The 23977-nt window shown below is 35.7% G+C and carries 19 protein-coding genes and 1 pseudogene; 15 read left to right on the top strand and 5 right to left on the bottom strand.

Annotated elements, in window-relative coordinates; all coding sequences use genetic code 11:
- Positions 1-229 precede the first annotated feature (229 nt).
- On the bottom strand, positions 230-2077 hold the full coding sequence (sppA, locus tag C9J51_RS06860; RefSeq protein ID WP_045039904.1) for a signal peptide peptidase SppA: 1848 nt from the start codon (positions 2075-2077) through the stop codon (positions 230-232).
- A 218-nt stretch (positions 2078-2295) separates the two neighbouring features.
- On the opposite strand from sppA, the gene C9J51_RS06855 reads away from it, so the two are divergent.
- From C9J51_RS06855 to C9J51_RS06810, 10 genes and pseudogenes are all read left to right on the top strand, one after another.
- Positions 2296-4308, top strand: a complete 2013-nt coding sequence (locus C9J51_RS06855) for an NADPH-dependent 2,4-dienoyl-CoA reductase (protein WP_045039903.1) — start codon at positions 2296-2298, stop codon at positions 4306-4308.
- Between the two features lie 76 nt (positions 4309-4384).
- Positions 4385-4933 (top strand): NAD(P)H nitroreductase, encoded by a 549-nt coding sequence (locus C9J51_RS06850; RefSeq protein WP_045039902.1) that lies wholly within the window; start codon positions 4385-4387, stop codon positions 4931-4933.
- Positions 4934-5180: 247 nt separating this feature from the next.
- On the top strand, positions 5181-6215 hold the full coding sequence (selD, locus tag C9J51_RS06845; RefSeq protein ID WP_045035771.1) for a selenide, water dikinase SelD: 1035 nt from the start codon (positions 5181-5183) through the stop codon (positions 6213-6215).
- Entirely contained in the window at positions 6215-7303 is a 1089-nt protein-coding gene (gene mnmH, locus C9J51_RS06840; protein WP_045035772.1) for a tRNA 2-selenouridine(34) synthase MnmH, read from the top strand. The genes selD and mnmH overlap by 1 nt, the downstream gene beginning before the upstream one ends.
- Before the next feature lie 234 nt (positions 7304-7537).
- Positions 7538-7858 (top strand): annotated as a pseudogene (locus C9J51_RS06835) (toprim domain-containing protein); the annotation flags it as partial.
- Between the two features lie 81 nt (positions 7859-7939).
- Positions 7940-9262: a site-specific integrase gene (locus C9J51_RS06830; RefSeq protein WP_045039900.1), complete on the top strand. Its 1323-nt coding sequence runs from the start codon at positions 7940-7942 to the stop codon at positions 9260-9262.
- 11 nt (positions 9263-9273) lie between these two features.
- Positions 9274-11085 (top strand): site-specific integrase, encoded by a 1812-nt coding sequence (locus tag C9J51_RS06825; RefSeq protein ID WP_045039899.1) that lies wholly within the window; start codon positions 9274-9276, stop codon positions 11083-11085.
- A gap of 2 nt (positions 11086-11087) precedes the next feature.
- Complete coding sequence (locus C9J51_RS06820) at positions 11088-12980, top strand: site-specific integrase (RefSeq protein ID WP_107274926.1); 1893 nt, start codon at positions 11088-11090, stop codon at positions 12978-12980.
- 8 nt (positions 12981-12988) lie between these two features.
- Entirely contained in the window at positions 12989-13450 is a 462-nt protein-coding gene (locus C9J51_RS06815) for a hypothetical protein (RefSeq protein WP_107274925.1), read from the top strand.
- Positions 13450-15366 (top strand): DNA topoisomerase III, encoded by a 1917-nt coding sequence (locus tag C9J51_RS06810; RefSeq protein ID WP_045039898.1) that lies wholly within the window; start codon positions 13450-13452, stop codon positions 15364-15366. Before C9J51_RS06815 ends, C9J51_RS06810 begins: the two co-directional genes overlap by 1 nt.
- Positions 15367-15513: 147 nt before the next feature.
- Here C9J51_RS06810 and C9J51_RS06805 read toward each other — a convergent pair whose 3' ends face one another.
- The gene (locus tag C9J51_RS06805) at positions 15514-16284 is read right to left on the bottom strand and encodes a hypothetical protein (protein WP_107274924.1); all 771 of its coding nucleotides are present in this window, start codon (positions 16282-16284) and stop codon (positions 15514-15516) included.
- Between the two features lie 702 nt (positions 16285-16986).
- Here C9J51_RS06805 and C9J51_RS06800 point away from each other — a divergent pair.
- From C9J51_RS06800 to C9J51_RS06780, 5 genes are all read left to right on the top strand, one after another.
- Positions 16987-18420: an SIR2 family protein gene (locus C9J51_RS06800; RefSeq protein ID WP_107274923.1), complete on the top strand. Its 1434-nt coding sequence runs from the start codon at positions 16987-16989 to the stop codon at positions 18418-18420.
- Between the two features lie 4 nt (positions 18421-18424).
- Positions 18425-18868: a TIR domain-containing protein gene (locus C9J51_RS06795; RefSeq protein WP_045040344.1), complete on the top strand. Its 444-nt coding sequence runs from the start codon at positions 18425-18427 to the stop codon at positions 18866-18868.
- A 482-nt stretch (positions 18869-19350) separates the two neighbouring features.
- Positions 19351-20037: a DNA topoisomerase gene (locus tag C9J51_RS06790; RefSeq protein WP_280124458.1), complete on the top strand. Its 687-nt coding sequence runs from the start codon at positions 19351-19353 to the stop codon at positions 20035-20037.
- Between the two features lie 362 nt (positions 20038-20399).
- A complete protein-coding gene (locus C9J51_RS06785) occupies positions 20400-21566 on the top strand; it encodes a toll/interleukin-1 receptor domain-containing protein (protein WP_045040342.1) in 1167 nt (388 codons plus the stop codon).
- A complete protein-coding gene (locus C9J51_RS06780; RefSeq protein ID WP_107274922.1) occupies positions 21541-22128 on the top strand; it encodes an SLOG domain-containing protein in 588 nt (195 codons plus the stop codon). Before C9J51_RS06785 ends, C9J51_RS06780 begins: the two co-directional genes overlap by 26 nt.
- 61 nt (positions 22129-22189) lie before the next feature.
- Here the strand turns inward: C9J51_RS06780 and C9J51_RS06775 are convergent, their stop codons facing one another.
- The 3 genes from C9J51_RS06775 to C9J51_RS06765 are packed head-to-tail and all read right to left on the bottom strand — an operon-like array spanning position 22190 to position 23844.
- Complete coding sequence (locus C9J51_RS06775) at positions 22190-22813, bottom strand: TIR domain-containing protein (protein WP_045040340.1); 624 nt, start codon at positions 22811-22813, stop codon at positions 22190-22192.
- Between the two features lie 15 nt (positions 22814-22828).
- Positions 22829-23242 carry a hypothetical protein gene (locus tag C9J51_RS06770; RefSeq protein WP_107274921.1) on the bottom strand — a complete coding sequence of 138 codons (414 nt, stop codon included), beginning with the start codon at positions 23240-23242 and terminating at the stop codon, positions 22829-22831.
- On the bottom strand, positions 23242-23844 hold the full coding sequence (locus tag C9J51_RS06765) for a TIR domain-containing protein (protein WP_082301506.1): 603 nt from the start codon (positions 23842-23844) through the stop codon (positions 23242-23244). The genes C9J51_RS06770 and C9J51_RS06765 overlap by 1 nt, the downstream gene beginning before the upstream one ends.
- Positions 23845-23977: the final 133 nt, after the last annotated feature.

Raw genomic sequence — 23977 nt, 5'->3', positions numbered from 1 at the left:
GCTCAGAATGAACGAATGAGTGCGCGTATTATACGCAAACTGTATGAAGATGCGAGGTTAGTTAGATTTGTAGTGTGATTGTATGAGTTAAAATGTGATCGCAGTGGAGTGCACTGATTAATTACATAATACCAGTATAATTAACTATTAGTAAAAAGAGATATTACGGTGTGATTTTATTAAAAAACCCGACCAATACTGGCCGGGTAGCGTATTATTTTGATGTTTATTAATTAACGGTGCTGCAATTTAAGCAGAAGGCATAACGACCATTAGGATCGTTAAAGTTCGTTAATGACGTGAGATCTTTAGCCACTTTAGTGACGGGCGCTAAGGTAGACGGCATATCTCCTAATATCATGCTTGCCATTTGAACCTTCACCTCACCAGACAGTTCTTTAAAGAATTGTTGTACAGGGGAGAGCGGTTGTTGCATCCATATTAATTGATAATCTTTTACTTTTGCTAACTCTACTGCCGCTGTAATGGCAGTGTCGAAATCACCTAATTTATCGACTAAACCACGTTGCTGTGCATCGGTACCTGTCCATACGCGGCCTTGAGCAATTTTATCTGCTTGCGCTAATGACATATGACGGTATTTACTGACTAGGCCAATAAAACGTTGGTAGCCATTATCAACCCCTAGTTGGAATACTTTTGCGACACCATCAGGCAGAGCGCGAGTGACACCGACACCAGAGAATGGCGTAGTACCAACCCCATCACTGTAGACCCCTAGTTTTTCTAAGCCTTTTTCAAAGGTGGTTAAGATTGCAAAGATACCAATAGAGCCAGTGATCGTTGTTGGCTGAGCAATGATCTCGTCAGCACTGGATGAAATCCAATAACCGCCCGATGCCGCTACACTCGACATTGATACAACAACAGGTTTGCCTGCTCTTTTGAGTGCATCAACTTGATTACGAATAATCTCTGAGGCAAACGCACTGCCTCCTGGGCTATCAACACGCAAGATCACGGATTTTACTTGTTTGTCAAAGCGAGCTTTGTTTAAGAGTGAGGCAATGGTGTCACCGCCAGCAGAACCTTGACTACTTTGACCGTCTACAATCGCGCCACTTACGATAATAACCGCGACTTTGTTAGGAGAAGGCTTTTGATTATCAACGAGCAAGTGTTGGTAATCGTAATAGTTAATGTGCTTAAAGCTATGTTTATCATTAGCGCCAAAGGTGTCGATTAAATATTGATTCATTTGATCACGCGTGACGAGTGAGTCAACTAAGCCTAATTTTTTGCTTAATTGAGCAAAATCACCATTGACTGATTTTAGTTGAGTAACAAACTTATCGATATTGGGTGTTAATGTTTGAGGTTTTATTTTACGGTTCTTCGCGACATCGTCACTGAATGCGCCCCATAACTGGGTTAACCATACCGTATTAGCTTCTTTGGCTGCGGCTGACATGCCATCACGAATATAAGGTTCAACGAATGACTTATAAGTACCCACGCGGAACACATGCGTAGTTACATCTAGCTTAGCCAGTAAGCTTTTATAATACAAAGTGTAAGTGCCATAACCTGTTAGCATTACGCCACCATCAGGTGATAAAAATACTTTATTCGCGTAACTGGCGAGGTAGTATTGGCTTTGGCTGTAATTATCGCCATAAGCATAAACAGGTTTGCCTGCGGCTTTAAATTCTTCAATGGCTTTTGCGATATAACGCAGTTTAGTTAGGCTGGTTTCAGACATACCTTTCAGGTTAAGCACTAAACCCGTGATGTCATTATCTGTTGCGGCTGCACGAATGGTCTCAACAACATCAAACAGTACATTTTGTTGTACATCAGGTTTACCTAGCGCTTCACTCATTACGCTATCAAGGGGATTGTCATAGTTTTTTTGTTCAACAATCGGACCTGCTAGGTTGAGTACTAATGCTGATGGCTCGGTGTCATCAGTGGTTTTGTCGTCATCGGTTAATGCAAAAATTATCGCGCCAATAATAAGAACGAACAAAATGTTAAGGACAAATTTGCGAGTAAAGTTAATCAACTTCCCGATAGCGAGGAAGAATTTTCCAATCCTTGAGAATATAGCTTTCATGAAAATTCCTGATAATGATGATAGCAGTATCGTAGCGTAGTCACTGTTTAATTACAGTGTTTTTACAGTGTAATTATTAGTGATCGTAAAATAAACGTATGTGTTTGATTATAAATAGTGAGATGTATCATGTAAATGTTGCTTTTTTGTTAATTATGATTGATGTCGTCATCTAAATTAAAATATACTGGTCTGACCATGATAATTAGGAGCCGTTTATGGATGCTAAAATATTCCCTTTTTTATTGGCACCGCTGGATCTTGGTTTTACTCAATTACGTAATCGAGTATTAATGGGATCAATGCATACTGGATTAGAAGATGAGCGAGGTGGTTTTCATAAACTTGCTACGTTTTATGCTATTAGAGCCAAGGCGGGAGTTGGACTTATTGTTACGGGCGGTTTTTCGCCTAATTTTCGTGGTCGATTACATCCATTAAGTGCCGAATTTAGTAATCATCGCCATGTGCGTAAACATCGTCATATCACTGCTTCTGTACATCAACAAGGAGGGAAGATTGCGTTGCAGTTATTGCATGCTGGACGCTATGCAATGTCACCGTTTGCAGTCAGTGCCTCTGTGATTCGTTCTCCTATCTCTAAATTCCCCCCCAGTAAAATGAGTCATCGTCAAATTAACAATACCATTAATGATTTTGCGCACAGTGCCGAACTTGCGCGTGAAGCTGGTTATGACGGGGTTGAGTTAATGGGCTCTGAAGGCTATCTCATTCATCAGTTTATTTGTCAGCGCTCAAACCAACGTTACGATGACTGGGGGGGCAGTTATGATAATCGAATTCGTTTTGCCATTGAAATTGTTCGAGCAGTACGGGCGCGTGTTGGTGATGATTTTATTATTATCTTTCGATTATCGATGTTGGATTTAGTCGAACAAGGAAGTACGTATGATGAGGTGGTGCAGTTAGCACTTGAATTAGAAGCGGCGGGCGTCACTATTTTAAATACCGGTATTGGCTGGCACGAAGCGCGAATTCCTACCATTGCGACCCAAGTACCACGGGCTGCATTTGCTTGGGTCACTGAAAAAATTAAACAGCAAGTTTCGATTCCGATCGTGACCTGTAATCGAATTAATACTCCGCAAGTGGCCGAAGATATTTTGGCTCAGGGACAAGCGGATATGGTGTCAATGGCGAGGCCATTTTTAGCGGATCCTGAATTTGTCTTAAAAGCTGAGCAAAATCGCGCTGATGATATTAATACCTGTATTGGCTGTAATCAGGCTTGTTTGGATCATGTTTTTGTCGGTAAACGCGCCAGTTGTTTAGTTAACCCTCAAGCTTGTTATGAGACAGAATTGGTATTAACGGCGGTGGCTACAGCACGGAAAGTAGCTGTGGTTGGTGGCGGTCCTGCGGGGATGGCGTGTGCCGTTGCTGCGGCAGAACGCGGGTTTAAGGTCGATCTGTTTGAAAAAAATGATCATGTTGGCGGTCAATTTAATTTAGCGATGCAGATCCCCGGTAAAGAAGAATTTAAAGAAACCATCCGCTATTTTACTCGGCGCTTAGAACAAACCGGCGTTGTAGTATGGTTAGGGGTTGAAGCAAAAGCAGAACAATTACTTGATTATGATGACGTTATTATTGCCACTGGCGTGCAACCGAATATTCCACCCATTACGGGGATTGATCATCCTAAAGTGATTGATTATCAAACCCTGATTAGTCAGCAGAGAGTGCTGGGGGAAAAAGTCGCTATCATTGGTGCGGGTGGCATTGGGGTTGATGTCGCCACTATGCTAACGGAACCTGCTGAGCATGATCTTGATAGTTGGTTAAGTGAATGGGATATTGATAAAAATTTACGTTATAGCGGCGGCTTGCTACCGAGTGATGATTATATTAGCCCTCGCCAAGTGTGGTTATTACAACGCCGACAAGGAAAAGTAGGTAAAGGCCCTGGGCGCACAACGGGGTGGATCCACCGCCGTACATTAGAAAAACGTGGCGTAAAATTATGGGCGGGAGTGCACTATCAAGCGATTGATAATGAAGGCTTGCACCTTGTTATTGATGGGCAACCGCAGATATTAGCCGTCGATAATATTGTTATTTGTACTGGCCAAACTTCTGTCGATAATTTATCGCAACAATTAACGCGGCAAGGGGTATCGGTACATGTAATTGGTGGCGCAGAAGATGCAGGGGAAGTGGATGCAAAACGGGTGATCCGTCAAGGGGTTGAATTAGCCGCGAAGTTATAATCACCATGGCTTGTATTCGGCACTTTAACTGCCTTATTATATGAGAAACAATAATTATTTTCATTTTGAGGTTGTTATGGACGCGCTATCACTTCTGCTTAATCGTCGCTCATTACCAAAATTAGTTGAGCCAGCACCAGCAGGAGACGTTCTTGAGAATATCTTTCGTGCTGGATTACGTGCTCCTGATCATGGTGGCTTAACACCGTGGCGTTTTATTGTTTCTCAAGGTGAAGGGTTAACCAAGCTGGCAAACATTCTTGTTGCGGCGGCGAAAGCGGATCATCTTGATGATTTTGTGATTGAAAAAGCATCAAAAGCCCCTTTTCGGGCGCCAATGGTGATCACTGTTGTCAGTAAAGTGACCTCTGGTCATAAAGTACCTGTCATAGAACAACACTTGTCTGCGGGTTGTGCTGCACAAGCGATGCAAATGGCAGCGGTCGCACAAGGGTATTCTGGTTTTTGGCGTACAGGCTCTTGGGCATATCATCCCGTCGTTCGTGAAGCATTAGGGCTGACTGGCGAAGACATGATTGTCGGCTTTTTATATCTAGGTTCAATTGGTTGCCGTGAAGCAAAAGTTCATGAGCGCGATCTTGCTCAATACGTTGAGTATTTATAATAACGGATATAACGCTAACCCACATTTTAGCTGTAATTGATGTGACTTAGGCTGTAAAAATGGAAGGTGATAGCTGTTTCATGGTGAAATACCGTGAACAGCATCACCTTTTTTACTATTAATTAATGGTCATTGTGGTTAATGGTACTTTGTTTTAATAGAAAATAGCGGCTTTTGGGGTGGAAAGATGACAGTTGTCGAGGGCTAGAGTAGAATCGCTAATTCTTTCTATATTTTGGAGCGTGTCATGGAAAATGTTCGCCTAACACAATACAGCCACGGTGCCGGATGTGGTTGTAAAATTTCTCCCCAAGTACTTGATACTATTCTGCGTACTCAATTAGCTCCTTTTGCTGATCCTAATTTATTGGTCGGCAATGAAAGTAAAGATGACGCTGCTGTTTATGATATCGGTAATGGTCAAGCCGTGATCAGTACTACTGATTTCTTTATGCCAATCGTTGATGACCCATTTGATTTTGGTCGCATTGCTGCCACTAACGCAATCAGTGATATTTACGCGATGGGCGGTAAACCTATTATGGCGATCGCTATTTTAGGTTGGCCTGTAAACGTATTATCGCCTGAAATTGCGCAAAAAGTGATTGATGGTGGCCGTTCAGTGTGTCGCGAAGCAGGTATTTCTCTTGCTGGTGGTCACTCTATTGATGCTCCTGAGCCAATTTTCGGTCTTGCTGTAACAGGATTAGTTAGTACTGATCGTGTTAAGCGTAATGACAGTGCAGAAGCAGGTTGTCATTTATTCTTAACTAAGCCATTAGGTATCGGCGTATTAACAACAGCTGAAAAACAATCTAAGTTGGCTGATGAGCATAAAGGTTTGGCACGCGATTGGATGTGTAAGCTAAATAAACCTGGCGCAGACTTTGCTGATGTTGAAGGCGTAAAAGCACTAACAGATGTAACGGGTTTTGGTTTAATGGGTCACTTAACTGAGATTTGTGAAGGCAGCAACCTAAAAGCAAAACTTTGGTTTGATAAAATTCCAACATTACCGGGTGTATATGATTACATCGCGCAAGGTTGTGTTCCTGGTGGTACTGAGCGTAACTTTATGAGCTACGGCCATAAAGTGGGTCAAATGACGGATCAACAAAAAGCACTATTATGTGATCCTCAAACATCAGGTGGCTTACTGTTAGCCGTTGATCCAAGTAGCGAAGCTGAAGTAAAAGCGATTGCTAAAAAACATAACATCTTGCTGGAAGCTATTGGTGAACTTGTACCGATGGATAGCGATATCTTTATTGAGGTTTGCTAATGTCGCGTCCCAATTGCGAAGATTTCCGTCATCTGTTTTTGAACGACACACCATTAATGGATATGCGAGCACCTGTTGAATTTACTCAAGGTGCATTTCCAACCTCTCATAGTCGTCCGTTAATGACGGATGACGAACGTGCAGCTGTTGGTACGTGTTACAAAAATAAAGGTCAAGATGCGGCAATAGCGCTTGGTCATAAGTTAGTTAATGGTGATGTTAAAGCAGAACGTGTAGCGCAATGGAAAGCATTTTGTGAAGCCAATCCAAACGGTTACCTTTATTGTTTCCGTGGTGGTTTACGTTCTCAAATTACTCAGCAATGGCTAAAAGAAGCGGGTATTGATTATCCGTTTATTACTGGTGGCTATAAAGCATTACGTCGTTATTTACTTGATACGATTGAAGATGTTGCTGCTAAACCAATGTCAATTGTTGCCGGTAATACGGGCAGCGGTAAGACTATTATGGTTAATGTATTGGCTAATGGTCTTGATCTTGAAGGTGCGGCACATCACCGTGGTTCATCGTTTGGTCGTTATGTCACACCACAGCGAACTCAGATTGCATTTGAGAATGATCTTGCCGTACAAATGGTTAAGAAATTAGACCGTGGTATTGAACATTTTGTGTTTGAAGATGAAGGTAAAAACATTGGTTGTGCCACTGTTCCTTTATCGATCAATCGCGCGATGCAAGACGCTGATATTGCCGTTATTGAAGATCCTGTCGATGTGCGTCTAGCGCGTTTATTAGATGATTATGTCGTTAAAATGCAACGTGATTATGTGGCTCATTACGGTGAGGAACAAGGTTGGATTTTATTTGCTGAGTATTTAGAAAAAGGCATGTTTAATATTCGTAAGCGTTTAGGCCTTGAACGTTATGAAGTGATGCTTAAATCACAACAACATGCAGTGAAAATGATGCAATCTAACGGGTCATTAACTGAGCATGATACTTGGTTAGCACCCTTGTTAGAAGAGTATTATGATCCTATGTATACTTACCAATTAAGCAAAAAAGCTGATCGTATCGTATTTAGAGGTGATTACCACCAAGTACAAGATTGGTTAGCTGCTCGCTAGTTTATTTGCTATAAACCGATTTGATAAAAAGCCAAACACATCTATTAATATAATATGATGCGTTTGGCTTTTTTTGTTAGCGATCATTACATTAACCATTGATGATCTTTCAAGATCAGTTGCACAAAAGCATTGCCGCTTAAACAAGTACTGGTTTAATATCCAGTGTTATCTTGCCGTTAGCATTCATTTTCGGTACAGTCATAGCATTAATCCTTTCAGATAAAGATCCCCATGAGCTGCTTATATATAGCTGAAAAACCAAGCTTAGGCCGAGCAATTGCCGCTGTATTACCTCGTCCACATAAAAATAATACTGGCTATATTGAAGTAGGTAATGGCGATATTGTCACATGGTGTATTGGGCATTTATTAGAACAAGTTGAACCTGATGCTTATGACGAGCGCTATAAAAAGTGGCACTTGGAAGACTTACCGATTGTGCCAGAGCAATGGCAACTCATTCCCCGCCAAGCGGCTAAACAACAATTAGCGGTTATTAAAAAACTGGCAAAAACAGCGACGTCTGTAGTACATGCTGGTGATCCCGATCGGGTACTGTTACGATCTTTCTATGGAATTCACTTGTTACAATAAAAACAATAAAAAGTGTGAAATCTTATTGAGGATTTTGAAATGGACTATGTGATATGGGTTCTTCCAAGTTTGAAAATAGATCAAACTTTTACCAGATGCATTAATCGAGATACAGGAGAAATAAATTTTAGTTGGGATGGGAAACCAAACATTATTAATAATATGCCTTTGTTATTTGAAGATACAGGAACTCCAGTATCGATTGTTAATAATTGGCTTATTTATTTAAAATCGACTAAATATAGAAAACAAGTTAATACTCAAGCTCAAGCTCTTCTACACTATTTCTATTTTCTTGATAAATTAAATATTAAATGGGATGAAATGCCAATAATTTCTCGCCATAAACCAACTTATCAATTTAGCCGACATCTTCAGGACTCTGTTAAAAGTGGTAATTTAGCCCGAACCACGGCAAATAATTATTTAGGTTCTGTTGTGAATTTTTATAAGTTTTATTTGGCTAGAGGTTATCAGTTTACAAATCCACCATTTAATTATGAAATAGCTAAAGTTAGGCTGGAAGGAAATCATGAGTATATGCGAGACAAGTTTATTTATGTAAATACGACTGATATTAGATTGAATCTTCCTAAAAATACCAGCTTTGGGGGAGTATCGAGAGCATTAATTCCTTTAAGTGACAGAGAGTGGGCATTAGTGGATGATGTCTGTCGTGTCAAATGTAAGGTTATTTCAAATCAAAATGATAAGAGTATTTCAGTAAAGCTTTCCCAAGAATATAGACTAACTATAGCCTTAGCTCGGTATACAGGATTAAGACGAGAAGAACTGACCACATTTAGGGCTAAATTTGTTTATAAACCATCGAGCGAGCAACTTAAAAGTAAATATTTGATTCATACGGATGGTGTTTTAATTTCACCTAAATTTGGCGTTAATACAAAAGGTTCAGGCAGTAGAACAATTGAGATGCCATCTGAATTAATGATGAACTTACATAAATATATAAATTCAAATAGATATATTAAACGTCGTAAATTATTTGAATTAAATTATCCTGATGAAATGGATAACCCTCCATTATTAATTACTCAAACTGGACATTATTATGCTCCTCACACTTTTAATGCTCGATGGGGAGAAGTTCGTAATACTGTAAGAAATAGTATTCCGCAATTCGATCATAAATTTCATAATATTCGATCAACTTATGCTGTTAGTCGTTTAAAAGAACTCTTAAATAAAGGGATTAAAGAAGGTGATGCTCTTGATTATATTCAATCTGTTATGGGGCATAAATCAAGAACTACGTTATTACATTATTTGAAGTTTTGTAACGAAGATATTGGTGCTAATGCTACTTTTGAGCAAGCATTGGAAATTATTTTAAAGGATTAATGGTGATTTGATTGGCATTTATTGGAAAAAAAACACGTAAAAATATAGATGTTAATATATTAGCTGATATAGATGTTATTTCTATACCTGTTGAGAATATGATTCTTAGGCATTTTGGTCATACTGTTTACTTTAAACGACTAGGCTATGAAAATTGTCCTACTGTTAAAGTCAAATCACAGGGGACTATTTTTAATTTGAAGCCGAATGAACCCCTTATAGATATGAATCGATGGGATCAAGTTAGAGATATCTACTCTGCCTTAATTAAGATAGAGCGAAGTCCTCGAACAAAAATTAATATATTTAATGCAGTTGTTACATTAATCCAAAATTGTGATAAAAAAAACATTGAGATAATTTTTTCTTCTGAGTCTATTAAATTATTTGTGAGTGAGTTAAAAAGTCGTTATTTAGATGGAATTAAAGGGAAAACACTCATGCAAATTCAAAGTTCTATAAAAGCTCTTTTATTTGAAATTAATCCAGCTTTACTTGATGATCTTAAAAATGAGTTTTTGTGTTTATCTGATGATACGTCACCAGTAGAGCCTTATACTGATGCCGAAATTAAACAGATTGTTGTTGCGTTATATACAATATTTAACGCCTATAGAAAATCAATTTTAGCAAATAAAATTCCTCGTTTACACCCACTTTTCGATAAAGGTTTATTGAAGAAAAATGGTAATTTTAACGGTGGTTTTACCGACTCCTCATGGAAGAAAAAAATTCAGTCAGGAAACAGTCCTGATACATGGAAAAATGATTTAATAAAAACAGCTTTCTATTTGACTGGTTTTTATACAGGAGCTAATGAATCCGCTCTGATTAACTTAAAGTTTTCTGATATTACACCTGAATCATTCAGTGAAACATCAAGAGGAAATTTTAAATTAAAGACTGTTAAAAATAGGCAGGCAGGTAAAGAAAATATATTGGATATTGGCTTTAGTAAAAGATCGAAGGAGTTTTTTGAAACTTGGTTAATATTAAGTAAATTGGTGACCAAAAATCAATCCGATTATGTATTTCCGAATATCATCAAAGGCTGTATTAGGCAATCATCTCCTGCAAATGCTGCTGTAACGATGAACAACACGTTTAAATTACTTGGTTTACCATTACTCAGTACACAACGATTTAGAAAGACTAAAGCCACTCTTATTATGAGAGCGACTGAAAGTATATTTTCTGTTGCAGAAGGGCTGAATAATTCACCAGTTACAGTTTCAAAGCATTATAGCAATGGTGATCCTATTAAAATGAACTTCTCTATTGCGAGAGCTTTAGATGTAAGGCAAAGGACTGTTATTGGTGAGCCATTAGATGAGGCAATTAAAAATAGCTCTTATCAGTTTTCAGATCCAGTTAGAGAGAATTTTTTTATAAAAAATAATTTAGATAAACCAAGTATTCTTTCTAATGGGTTACGGTGTAAAGAGCCTTTTGGAAAAAAAGCAGAGAGATTAAAAAGTAGTCTAATAAAAGCTGGTTTAGCAAAGAGTAATAGTAAAGTTGCTTGTTATAAATTTCTTGAATGCTTTGGCTGTGAACATCATGCTGTAATTGCTGAAGCTGATGATATTTGGTTATTATTATCATTTAGAGACATTATTTTAGATGTGTCATCTATGCCATCAATAAATACTGTACCTACTAATACTTTGACAAAAATAGTAAATACGATTGAATCTATTTTGGGAAAATTGAAATCTGAATATCGTGACAATTACGATATTGGAGTTAAAAAATATAATGTTTTACCTCACCCATTATGGTCTGATACAACTGATTTGACAATAATGATGGAGTTATTTTAGTTATGAAAAAAGTAGCCATATCAACATTAGATACTAATCAAGAAGATGATAAATCTAATTTAAAAATAATCTCATATGACTCAGAAGGTAATCCTTTTAGCTATTATAGTGATGACACATGGATAATAATAAAGGAATCTGTTAATTTAAATTTTAGAAATATCACTGGAAACTTTAAAAGTAAGTGTAAAGAAATTATTTATAATGAATTCAATAGTAATCGGTTGATTAACAAAAAAAGTATTGGAACTAAATATATTCAAGCTTTTTCTCTATTTGAAAAATGTATTACGGAATGTGGCGGTGATAGTTTTAGTTATTTGAATTCAGATAAAGGATTTCGTGATTTTATATCAGTAGCGAAAAAAAAGAAAATTAAGTTAAAAACATGGAGAAACTACCTAATTATTTTTCCAATACTGAATGATGATGGCGTTCTAACTAGAAAAATTGAGAATGCTAATGCATTAGCTGTAATATTAGCAAGTGAAGCAAATATTACGCAACAAACCATAGCATTACCTGAGAATATTGCTTCATGTTATTTTAAGTCTGCATTAGAGGTAGTATCTAAATATCATCCTCACCGTAATAAAATTAGTGAAGTTTATCGTTCATTTTTTATTGATTATAATAATAATATTAAAGCTGGATATAGTGTACCTACAGCAAGAGGATATGCTCAAAAATCAAATAAAAGCGATTTAAATGACATAGAGGTAACACTAGATCTAACAGGTCAATGGCTATCATGGCTTAGGGGGGCATGTTACATAGTTATAGCTGGATTTACAGGCTGTAGAGATGGTGAAATTAAGTCTTTCAACCTTAATTCGTATCAAGAAAAGGAATATGCAGGGATAACAGTTCCAATACTGCGTGGTGTTCATACAAAAGCTAATATTGCTGGTGTTGCTAGAAAAGCTAGTTGGGTGACGATTCCAGCAGTAAAAGATGCGATTGAGCTTGTTTGGTGTGCTTATGAGTTTGTGCGTGAAATGTGGAAAGATCGTGCTACTTCATTAATTCACATAGATGAACAGAATAAAATGATTCGAGATGCCGATAATCTTTTCTTATCATATAGCCCAACAGCAACTTATGCCTCAGCAGGAAGACAAGCAATTGCTCAGTCGTTAAAAAACTTTATTAAATCTACTGGTTATGTAGCCAGTGCAAAAGATATTAAAGAATTTGAATTATTGAATCCAACGAGAAAAGGTGAACTTAAATTAGGTCAGGTATTAATCCCTAATCCTCATTGTTTTAGGCGTACTTTTGCGGTTTATTTAGTGAGAAATAAACTTGCTTCATTACTCGATCTTAAATATCAGTTTAAACATATGAATATTGCTATGACATCTTGGTATTCTAATCAAGCCAATGTGGCTGGCTATTTTGATATGATGCTGGATAAAGAATTAAAAATGGATATAGCACAGGAAAATCATGATTTTATGACTGATACGCTTTATTACATTTACAATGAAGCCGAATCGCTATCGGGTATTGAAGGTAAGCGTATTATGTCACTGCGAGGAGAAGATAAATCATCTATTTATTTAAGTAGAGAAGAAATATCTCAGCAGGTGAAAAATGGTCAAATGTCGATTATTGAGACTCCTGTTGGTCATTGTACTAATCCTCAGTGTAACCGTATTTGTGATATGCCTGAATGTAAATATGAAGTTATAACGAAAAAAACAGCGTTATCTCTTGTATCTAGACACCAATTACTTATTCATAAATTTGAACAACTGGTTGCTCATGGCGTTAAAATGCCTAATATTTTGTCTAAGATTTATTATGACATTAAGTCCATGGAAAAATGTTTTGACGAACATAAAATAATAGTAAAAAAATTCACTCATGACATTAACGTAACGCTTTTATAAGAATATTTATGGCAGATCAATCAGATAGAGGTAAGGAAACTTTAATTCGGCTTGAACAAGCGTTACAGAGACTTGTAGATGGTAATCCAATCAAGACTAAGTCTGATGGTCGAATTAGTTTAAAACGCATTAACGATGAAGCGGGATTGAGTTCTGGTGGTATCTATTACTATTCATCTTTTGTTGAAACGGCAAAAAAAAAGATTCAATTACGTCGTCAACAAGATAGTACAGGAAAAACCAAAGTTAATAATGAACGATTTAATAAACTCAGAGAGCAAAGAGAAAAAGAGAAAATTTTAAAGGAAAAATATAAAGAACAACGAGATCAGATTAAAATGTTTTGCGATCAAGTGGTTGCCCACAATGCTCAGTTAGAGTTTACCTTATTTGAAGCGTTAGAAAAAATATCCTATTTAGAACAAGAGCTGGCTTCATACAAAGTTAGTTCTATTAATGGTAAGAAGTAATGAGATTATTCATAGCTGAAAAACCGAGTTTAGCTCGTGCATTAGTTGATGTACTGCCAAAACCACATCAAAAAAGTGATGGCTTTATAAAAGCAGGTAATGGTGATGTTGTAACATGGTGCATTGGTCATCTTTTAGAGCAAGCAGAGCCTGAAGCTTATAATCCTGAATATAAGAAATGGAGCATTTCTCATCTTCCTATTATACCTAATGAATGGAAGTTGGTTGTAAAACCAAAAACCAGAAAACAATTTACGATAGTTAAAAAGTTGATTAAAGAAGCTGATGTTCTGGTTAATATGGGCGATCCTGATCGTGTTGGTCAAATATTAGTAGATGAAGTTATTAATCATGCTGGTGTTTCTAAAGCAAAACGCGAAGCTGTTCAGCGATGTTTAATAAGTGATTTAAACCCTGTTGCTGTTAAGAAAGCATTAAATAATTTACGAAAGAATACTGATTTTATTCCATTAGCGACTTCTGCTTTAGCTCGTGCGCGTGCAGATTGGCTCTATGGTATGAATATGACTCGATTATGTACATTACAGGGACAAAAATCAGGTTACAGTGGCGTGCTTTCTATTGGGCGAGTTCAAACACCTATTCTTGGATTGGTTGTTTTTCGTGATCTCGAAATTGAAGACTTTGTTTCTAAGCCGTTTTATGAAGTGCTAGCGACGATTACTACAAAACAGGGTGAAACATATCAAGCTAAGTGGAAGCCAAGCGCCGCCTGTGAATCTTATATGGATGAAGATAATCGAGTCTTATCTAAAGCATTAGCTGAAAATGTGATAGCCCGAATAAAGGGAAAAGAAGGTAAAATTACTGCTGTAAAAGAAGATAAAAAAAAGCAGGCACCTCCTTTACCGTATAGTTTATCGACTCTACAAATTGATGCTTCAAAACGTTTTGGCATGAGTGCTCAAACGGTGCTTGATACATGTCAGCAACTTTATGAGCGTCATAAACTAATTACTTACCCTCGATCTGACTCTCGTCATTTACCGAAAGAACATCTTAATGATGTAAAACAAGTTACTGCTGCTATTGGTTCAACGTGTGCAGGTTTACGTACTGCTGTTGAGAACGCAAATTTAACTCTGAAAAGTAAGGCATGGAATGATGCAAAGGTGACAGCCCACCATGCAATTATACCTACGGCGAAATCATCAGATACGAGTCGTTTATCGTCAGCCGAAGCTAATATTTATGAACTTGTTGCTAGACAATATTTAATGCAGTTTTATCCAGCTTTTGAGTATATGGAAAAGCAGGTTGATACTGAGATTAGTGGCGGTTTATTTATAGCAAAGCAAAAAGAAGTTGTATCAGATGGTTGGAAAGTATTATTCCCAACGAAAAACACAATGTCAAAAAATAGTGATGATGACTTTTCAGCTAAAAAACTGCCGAATGTTAGAACGGGTGAACATGTCCAATGTATTAATGCCGATCTGATTAGTAAGCAAACGACACCACCGAAGTATTTTACTGATGCTACGTTGCTTTCTGCTATGACAGGTATTGCCCGTTATGTAACAGATCCAACGATAAAAAAGGTATTAAGAGATACCGATGGATTAGGCACAGAAGCAACAAGAGCTGGAATTATCGAACTATTATTTAAGCGTCAATTTTTAGTACGTAAAGGTAAAGAAATTCGAGCTACGGATGTTGGCCGTCAGCTTATTACTACATTACCTAAGCAAATGGTGATTCCTGATATGACCGCTCATTGGGAGTCACAACTCGAAGCGATTAGTCAGCGTGAAATGAAGTATAGTGATTTTATGAACCCTTTAACGGATAGATTAAATCAACTATTGAATGATGTTCAGCAAGTAAGTTTTCGAGGATTACAAGGGAAAGGAAGTTTTAATCCTAAACCAAAGAGAAGAGCTAAACGGAATTGATATTTTCTAAAAAAGGTTATGTTGAAGATTGAGTAATCTTCAACATAATAAATGTTAATCTATATTAATATTATTTGATAATTCTTTTCTGAGTGTAGAAACGGATTTTCTGAAGTTTTTGACCATTCATCATTATCATGACTATCTTTATTTTAAAGCTACATTATTTATTTTTGATAATTTTTCTTCAAAATCATTTAATACAACAAATGCGTTTTCATAAGATATTAACCCTTGCTCTTTAATAAAGTTCATTACTGGATCTACTAACCCATCAGAATAAAATGATTCTTGTAAATAAGTAGGGGCATTATGTTCATCAATTAGTTTACCAATGATGACATCAATTAGTTCTTGTGAGTCAAATTGGAATCCATACTGTTCTTCTAAGTATAGATAATATTCAATCCATTGTTCTTTATCTACAGGTGAATTTAAATTAGGGATATCAGAAAAATCTGGACATCCTGATTTCAATCCTAGAGAGTTATAGCGTATTTGTTTTACATTTGAATATGTAGAATATATAAACTCTTTAGCGAACTCAAGTTTATCAAACGTTCCTATTGGCTGCATATTCTCGGTGGAAATAACCATCCATCCAGAATCATAATATTGGAATGGTTTCAAACCATTATTTTTTAATACTAAGTTTTTTTCATAGATGGATTTTTTATTTATAGGGTATATATATGCTGGTGTATTTAGATGTGTGTTTGTTTCAGATAAAAAATCAATTTCATCTTTACCTATTTTTAAATTAGGAAATGCAATTAAAAACTCTGTTGGTACTAAATTAAATGAAAGATTGGTATTACTTTCTTTTACTTGTTTATTTCTATTGTTTTGTAGTGTTGCTTGTTTTTTTTTATACGTTTTCTTTTTTTGTTCTCTCTTTAATTTTTTATTTTTAGACATGATATTTTCTCGTGGAGTGTAAATATAATATAGAATTGTTTATATATTATATTTAAATGTTGTTATGTGACTCACGTTGCAATTAGCTTTTATAAATTATTATCTGTTCATAACGAGCTAGCTATCATGGTTAGCACAGAAATACCCCAAAACTGTTTAGAATAAATACTCATTCATATTGTATTAACGTGATATTGGGTTAGTTTTATTTGCTGTATGTATGACTAGTTATAATGAAACATGATTATTTTATCGCTTACGTTTTGTTTTTAATAAGAAATATTCCTTATTAAAAATGGTTGTCAATTAATGATAAATTTAAAATTAAATGATTTCAATTTTCGATTTGTATTTAATAAGACTGATTAAATATATTTATTACTTTCCATATCCTCTCAAAAATCATTAAATGTAAAAAACGCCCCAAGATCATGATGTGTGGAGATTATTTCGATTACACGAGAGGTGTTTTATGAGTGTTTTTTGCTTGAAAGTAAGAATGCTTATTAATACATTGTTAGGTGTTATCCTCTATACTCTTTGAATATTTGCCCTCATTTATGTGACTGGTATCATATAATTCACAACTGTTCTTTTGTTTCCAATGCCCATGCATTGAATGATGTTTTTATATCCCCATATATCAAGTATCTAAATTGAATCTAGGCTGCGCACCGAAGCTTGGTAATAATCAGAGGATGTATGAATAGAGAACAAGAGTTGTTTGTTCAGCGTTTTATGGCTGAGTTAGAAGAGGACAATATTGCTATATTTGCAGGCGCTGGTTTGTCATCTTCTGCTGGTTACGTGAACTGGAAAGAGCTGCTACGTCCACTAGCAGATGAACTGAATCTCGATGTAGATATGGAGTATGACTTAGTAGGAGTCGCTCAGTATTATTTGAATGAAAATGGTAGGCATCGTATCAGTCAAGAGTTAATGGATAGGATCGCCTCTGCAAAAAAACCTACAGAAAACCATCAAATATTATCACGCCTGCCTATAAAAACGTTTTGGACTACGAATTATGATAAATTGATTGAAAAAGCTTTAGATGATGTTGGAAAGGTTATTGATGTAAAGTACACAAACAACCACCTCTCTTTAACAAAGAAAAAGCGTGACGCTATTTTGTACAAAATGCACGGTGATATAGCTCATCCAGATCAAGCAATTATTACCAAAGATGATTATGAAAAATATCCATTACAGATGGCGCCATATATTACGGCTTTATCTGGAGATTTGGTTTCTAAAACTTTCCTGTTTTTAGGCTTCAGCTTTACGGATCCTAACTTGGATTACATTATGAGCCGAGTAAGAGCTTACTTTCAAGAGCATCAAAGACAACACTATTGCATTTTCAAAAAATGTAGTAGAAACGATTTTTATACCGATGAAAACTATGAAAATGCTCAGGTGAAACAAGCTTTACTTGTCAAAGATCTTATGCGCTTTCAGGTTAAGACCCTTTTAGTTAACGATTACCATGAAATCACAAGTATTTTAAGTAAGATTGAACGAGCATATAAAAGAAAAACAGTATTTCTATCGGGTAGTGCCCACGAATTTGGAAATTGGTCCCGTTCAGAAGTAGAAGCATTTTTGTGTAAATTAGGCTCAGTTCTTATAGAAAAAAACTATAAGGTATCATCTGGCATTGGTTTAGGTATTGGAAATGCTTTTATTACAGGTGCTATTCAAGCCACTTATGAAATGCATAATGGTAAAGTAAATGACTACTTGAATATGAAGCCTTTCCCACAGTTTATTAGCGATCCCCAAGATAGAAAAGAAACGTGGACTAAATATAGATCTGAAATTATTGGTTCAGCGGGTATTGCTTTGTTTTTTATGGGTAACAAACTCGAAAACAGAAAGTTGGTGCTAGCAGATGGTATGCAGGAAGAGTTTGATATCGCTCGGGCTGCTGGTCTTGCGGTCGTGCCTGTTGGCGCTAGTGGCTATAAAGCAAAAGAACTTTGGGATTTAGTGATGGGAGATGTGTCTAGTTATTATGGTGCATCTGATGAAAAGTTAGTTTCAGCAATCAATGGGTTAGGAGAAGAGGTAGATAAACCAGACCAACTTATTGAAAAAATTCTTAATGTTATTGACTTAATGTCAAAGGAGTAAGGTTATGGCTAGACGTGTTTTCTTTAGTTTTCACTATAAATATGTATGGAAAGTGAATCAAATTAGAAGTATTCCTAATATTACAGGCACTGCTGCTGCTGGATTTCAGGATGCTTCATTATGGGAAGAAGCCAAGTTAAAAGGGGATAAGGAGATTAAGAAACTGATTGATGACGGGCTTAAAAACACGTCAGTAACGGTTGTCTTTGTTACTTACGGAACATCCAGTAGAAAATATATTAATTATGAGATCGAGCAATCTCTTGCAAAAGGGAATGGTTTAGTTGCTGTACAAATTCATCACCTTAAAGACTCGGATGGCCAAACTGGTTCGTCTGGTACGATTCCTTCGCAAATAGAAGCGAATGGATTCAAAGCATATGAGTATACCAATAAAGAAGACTTAGCGCGCTGGATTGAAGAGGCTGCAACATTGGCGGGTAAATAGCACCTAACAGATAAGGATATGTGTCGTGCAGTCGACACATATCCGAAGTGTTGGACAAGCCTAAGCTGCTTTATATAAGTAAATATTGCTAATATCATGAAGGGTGAAGTCAAAAGTCGAATATACCCTTACTTTTCCTAATATCTATTAGTCTGAATAGGGCTAATATTCTAAATTATTTCTGTCCAATATCGAGTTAGCTTTTATGGCTAGCTCGTTTATTGTTACTTTCTTTTCTATAGCGTTACGCAGTTATAAGCGCTGCGTAAGAGTAAAGTTTTAACTTTTATTGTTCACTGATATTAACCTCTCTATTTATTTAAGCTGGTTATTGAATTTTATCTATAATTTTAGACAATTAAAAAGCTCTAATTTTACTGTTCACTTATAGATGTATTGGTCAAAATAACAAAAAGTGTAAAAAGAAATATTTACGTTTAAAATTAGTAAATTAAATTATTTATCAAAAATAACTTGTAATATTGGATACGAGTCGTTTAGCTTCAGCCGAAGCTAATATTTATGAACTTGTTGCTAGACAATATCTAATGCAGTTTTATCCAGCTTTTGAGTATATGGAAAAACAGGTTGATACTGAGATTAATGGTCGTTTATTTATAGCTAAGCAAAAAGAAGTTGTATCTGATGGTTGGAAAGTCTTATTTCCGACGAAAAATACAACTTCAAAAAATAGCGATGACGACTTTTCAGCTAAAAAACTCCCGAATGTTAGAACTGGTGAGCATGTTCAATGTGTTAATGCCGATCTAATTAGTAAGCAAACGACACCACTGAAGTATTTTACTGATGCTACGTTACTTTCTGCTATGATCGGTATTGCACGTTATGTAACCGATCCAACGATAAAAAAGGTATTAAGAGATACTGATGGATTAGGTACTGAAGTAACAAGAGCTGGAATTATCGAATTATTGTTTAAGCGTCAATTTTTAGTACGTAAAGGTAAAGAAATTAGAGCAACGGATGTTGGTCGTCAGCTTATTACTACATTACCTAAACAAATGGTGATTCCTAATATGACGGCTCATTGGGAGTCACAACTCGAAGTGATTAGTCAGCGTGAAATGAAGTATAGTGATTTTATGAATCCGTTAACGGATAGGTTGAATCAACTAATGAATGATGTTCAGCAAATGAGTTTTCGATGATTACAAGGAAAAGGAAAATTTAAAATTAGTAAGTTATATGCTTACTTTTAATGCAGTGGCTATAGTTGACAGTGGGAGTTAGTAAGTTAGATGAAAGATATTATTTGCTGATAACTCTCGCTTTGTGTGCATTTATCAAGGATATTTTGATATATAAAAGTCGTATTAACAGGAGAGTATTTTTTAGCCAGTTTTGTCGATCAAACCTGAGGTCGTAATAATGACGAACTTATAATTGAATAAATCTATAGTATTTTCAACGTTTTCAGGCCTATAGCTCACGCTAAAAAACTTTTCTAATATAGTGTAATTTATTGAGTTAAAATAATATTTTCACTAAGATTTAGTTGACAGGATATAGAATGTTTTTGTATGAGTTAGCCGTTTTAGGTGAGCCATCACCAGAGCAAATAGAAGAACTTGAACTATGTATTTCTAATGCAATTGCAGAATTCGATTTCAAACTTGGTGAAGAAGTATCTTGGTCTGTTAAACCTGAAATTTTTGAACCTTCTAAGGTAAGTGCTTCTGCTGCTGTTTTTTACGGTAGTGAAAATGCATCTGTATTTAATGTTCAAAGATTAATTGACCAAAACATACCGATTTTACCCATTGTTTCCGATTTCCCTAATGTAGATCTTGAAATTCCCATATGTTTAAGATTTCTTAACTGTATATCATATGAGAAAAGTGGAATAGAACGCATTACAACTAGCTTTTTAGAATGCGTAGGTTTATTACCAAAACAACGGAAGGTCTTCATAAGCTACAGGCGTAGTGAATCTAGACAAGCTGCCCTACAATTATTTGAAGCTTTATCTGCTCGTCATTTTGATGTTTTTCTTGATAGTCATGGAATTCCTCCGGCAGAAGATTTCCAATCAAACTTATGGCAACAGCTGTGTGAATCAGATGTATTACTTATGCTCGATACGCAAAGCTATTTTGATAGTAGATGGACATATCAAGAATACGGACGAACGCAATCAAAAAATATTCCTATTTTACGTATTGGCTGGCCTGATGTAACACGCTCAGATAGAACAAAGACCGCTCGTAATTATGAGCTACAGGAAGATGATATAGATCAGCATGGTAATCTGTGCGATACCTCTATTGAAAGAATATGTGAGGTATTAGAAGTCGAAAGAAGTAAGGGCTATGCTGTTAGAAGTTCTTTAATGTTGAATAAACTGCGAGAGCAATTAAAGACAATTGATGCTTCAATTTTAGGGCTTGGCTATCAGCATTCAATTAGTATTCGTTTACCTAATCAGATTGACCTTACTGCTTTTCCAGTAATAGGTGTGCCAAATGCTAAGACTTTACAGAATGCTGACGAGATTGCTAGTTCAAAACCTTTTGCAATAATCTATGATTGTATTGGTATACAGACTGAATACCAAAAACATATAGATTGGTTAAATTGTAATTTTGAGTCTGCTCGTTGGATTCAAATCGATAAAACATCATGGGAATTGCCAGCTTGGGAGATAAAAACTAATGAAAGAGATATTCTTATCAGCTAGTATCCCGAAAGAAGGATGCGGAGATTACTTCGACACATCAGATCCATATTTGATTCAATGTGCTATTAGGGACTTTGCTACAATTGCTTTAGGGCGACGTCATATAGTATTTGGGGGGCATCCAGCTATAACTCCCTTATTATGGGCAGTCTGTGAAGAAATTGGGATTGATTTTGCAGATAACGTAACTTTATATCAAAGTAAGTTTTTTGAAGGTAAATATCCAATTGAGAATACGAAATTTTCAAACGTTATTTACATCGAAGCTGCACCAGAAGGAATTTCAGAAAGCTTATTGAAAATGAGAAATGCTATGCTTTTACGAGATAATCTTGAATCAGCAGTATTTATCGGTGGAATGGGGGGGATTATTGATGAATTTAAACTATTTAAGTCATATCACCCAAAAGCCAACATCATTGCTCTTTCAAGTCCAGGTGGTGCGTCACGAGATTTAGCTAATCTTATTTTTGGCTGTAATACTAATGATGACATAAATTACTCTAAGATTTTTTATGAACAGCTTAATATATCACCTAATGAACCAAGAATAGTTAAGTAAAGATAATCATTATTTTTTATGTATAACTGAGAGCACATTAACTCTCAGTTATACATTTAAGCTATACGGGAATCACATTTCTTTGTTTAACTAACTTAAACTCTTTGGATGCTTCAGATTTTTCATATGCATTTTCTATATATTTATGAGGGTCTTTAAGAAAGACATTCTCATCGATAATGGAGATATATGACCCATCTAATTGGCTAAAACTTTTACAATCCTTACAGGTATATCCATGATCGGGTCTGTTATAACGGTTATTGTTGATTATATCTAACAATGGCGTACTTGAAATAACTCGACTCACACACCCGTCATTATTCGTTTGTTGGGTAATCAACCAATCATAGTTCCCATCGATTTCTTGAACTACACCAACTACACCGTTAGTTTTTGAGGTACGTCCGTTACGAGTGATTTCTTTTAGGCAATACTCTATCTCCCAATCAATCCAGTCACTTTGCTTGATATTGGGTGATATTATTACAATAGTGACAGACGTGTTATACATCATGTCCGTCAAGTTTTTCTTTATATTCTCTGTCGTTGTATCAGTTAGATCTGGAGAGTCCGCAGTTTCACCTTGGTAGTAGATCGCATCGTCACCTAACGATTTTAATATCTTGTCTCTAAGAATTTTGGCTTCGCTATATTTATAGGAAATGAATGTTTTTCTAGCCATGTTGTATTTTTAACCTCAATATTTAAGGGAATAAAACAATACGCCTAAAATTAGACATATTGGGAAATAAAGTGTCGCAACAGTCCCAGATAAAAATGAATTGAAGAAGCTATATTCGCCTTTGATATATAAATCTGGTCTCATCTCAAAACTTTTAAGTTGTTGTGGATTTGTTGATATTCCCGCAATATCTTTATATAAACCTCTAAATTTTCTTTCTTGCATTAAGTAATAACTATCAAGAAGCCAAAAGATAAACGTTGGAGCTATAGCTATAAGAATAAACAACTCATTTTTATTTGAAGCATATATTGCTAATAGTGCCGAGGCTATTGTTATACACCAACCTTTGATCTGAAAGGAGTTAGTATTCATTCGTGTTATTACTGCTTGAATAAACTCTAAGTGTTTTACTTTATTTGGTTCCATTAGCCGATTCTTCTCCATTCTAAGTTACGCCTTGATTTTTCCAGCCAAGTTTCATAAAGCATATAAAAGTTTCTATTTTTGTATACCCATAGACACGATTTTCCTTGTGTATTATTTTGTTTTACACAATATGGGTACAGACCTAGATATTCTTGTCCGTTATAATCATTATCATATGAGTATTTTTTAATTGGTAATATTGCTACTTTTTCTTTAATTCCATCAAAATAGCCACATTCCCAAGGCATCCACTTTGATGATTCTGAGTTTTCAGTTGTTACATAGAATAACGATTTTGATGCATCCATTCTTTCGCGAAGTAATTCAGCCGTAGTTTCATTTACACTTTCTCTATCTAATTGAGAATCTTCAACCCAGTCCACATAAACTGAATATCCCATATCTTCCAATGTAACCTTAACGCCAAGAATTAGTTCTGCATCTTTTGAACTATGTGATAGGAAAATATCGTATGTTTTATACTTATTAAAAGTGGATGCTGAATCAGACAGAATTCTGTTGTTAGATTTATAAATATTTGTTGCGCGCAGCCTCTCTTGTTTTGCACGATCTCTAATTGAAGTTTCGTTAAATAAAGCCATATTATCTCCATAATTATTAGCAACGATACTAAGTGCGTGTAAGAATATTAAATAAAACTATCTTATTCACTTAGTAATATATTTGAAAAATCATGTAATTATAATCAATTTGAGTTTTTAATTTATGATGTTA

It is taken from the genome of Photobacterium iliopiscarium (assembly GCF_003026395.1).
GTDB lineage: Bacteria > Pseudomonadota > Gammaproteobacteria > Enterobacterales > Vibrionaceae > Photobacterium > Photobacterium iliopiscarium.
This window is presented reverse-complemented; position numbering and strand designations above follow the sequence as displayed.

What these genes read in the sequence shown, in the direction of transcription:
- mnmH (WP_045035772.1), top strand. Translation starts at nt 6,215, where the DNA reads ATGTCGCGTCCCAATTGCGAAGATTTCCGTCATCTGTTTTTGAACGAC.
- C9J51_RS06815 (WP_107274925.1), top strand. Translation starts at nt 12,989, where the DNA reads ATGGCAGATCAATCAGATAGAGGTAAGGAAACTTTAATTCGGCTTGAA.
- sppA (WP_045039904.1), bottom strand. Translation starts at nt 2,077, where the DNA reads ATGAAAGCTATATTCTCAAGGATTGGAAAATTCTTCCTCGCTATCGGG.
- C9J51_RS06765 (WP_082301506.1), bottom strand. Translation starts at nt 23,844, where the DNA reads ATGGCTTTATTTAACGAAACTTCAATTAGAGATCGTGCAAAACAAGAG.
- C9J51_RS06850 (WP_045039902.1), top strand. Translation starts at nt 4,385, where the DNA reads ATGGACGCGCTATCACTTCTGCTTAATCGTCGCTCATTACCAAAATTA.
- C9J51_RS06830 (WP_045039900.1), top strand. Translation starts at nt 7,940, where the DNA reads ATGGACTATGTGATATGGGTTCTTCCAAGTTTGAAAATAGATCAAACT.
- C9J51_RS06800 (WP_107274923.1), top strand. Translation starts at nt 16,987, where the DNA reads ATGAATAGAGAACAAGAGTTGTTTGTTCAGCGTTTTATGGCTGAGTTA.
- C9J51_RS06805 (WP_107274924.1), bottom strand. Translation starts at nt 16,284, where the DNA reads ATGTCTAAAAATAAAAAATTAAAGAGAGAACAAAAAAAGAAAACGTAT.
- C9J51_RS06780 (WP_107274922.1), top strand. Translation starts at nt 21,541, where the DNA reads ATGAAAGAGATATTCTTATCAGCTAGTATCCCGAAAGAAGGATGCGGA.
- C9J51_RS06770 (WP_107274921.1), bottom strand. Translation starts at nt 23,242, where the DNA reads ATGGAACCAAATAAAGTAAAACACTTAGAGTTTATTCAAGCAGTAATA.
- C9J51_RS06820 (WP_107274926.1), top strand. Translation starts at nt 11,088, where the DNA reads ATGAAAAAAGTAGCCATATCAACATTAGATACTAATCAAGAAGATGAT.
- C9J51_RS06855 (WP_045039903.1), top strand. Translation starts at nt 2,296, where the DNA reads ATGGATGCTAAAATATTCCCTTTTTTATTGGCACCGCTGGATCTTGGT.
- C9J51_RS06795 (WP_045040344.1), top strand. Translation starts at nt 18,425, where the DNA reads ATGGCTAGACGTGTTTTCTTTAGTTTTCACTATAAATATGTATGGAAA.
- C9J51_RS06810 (WP_045039898.1), top strand. Translation starts at nt 13,450, where the DNA reads ATGAGATTATTCATAGCTGAAAAACCGAGTTTAGCTCGTGCATTAGTT.
- C9J51_RS06775 (WP_045040340.1), bottom strand. Translation starts at nt 22,813, where the DNA reads ATGGCTAGAAAAACATTCATTTCCTATAAATATAGCGAAGCCAAAATT.
- selD (WP_045035771.1), top strand. Translation starts at nt 5,181, where the DNA reads ATGGAAAATGTTCGCCTAACACAATACAGCCACGGTGCCGGATGTGGT.
- C9J51_RS06785 (WP_045040342.1), top strand. Translation starts at nt 20,400, where the DNA reads ATGTTTTTGTATGAGTTAGCCGTTTTAGGTGAGCCATCACCAGAGCAA.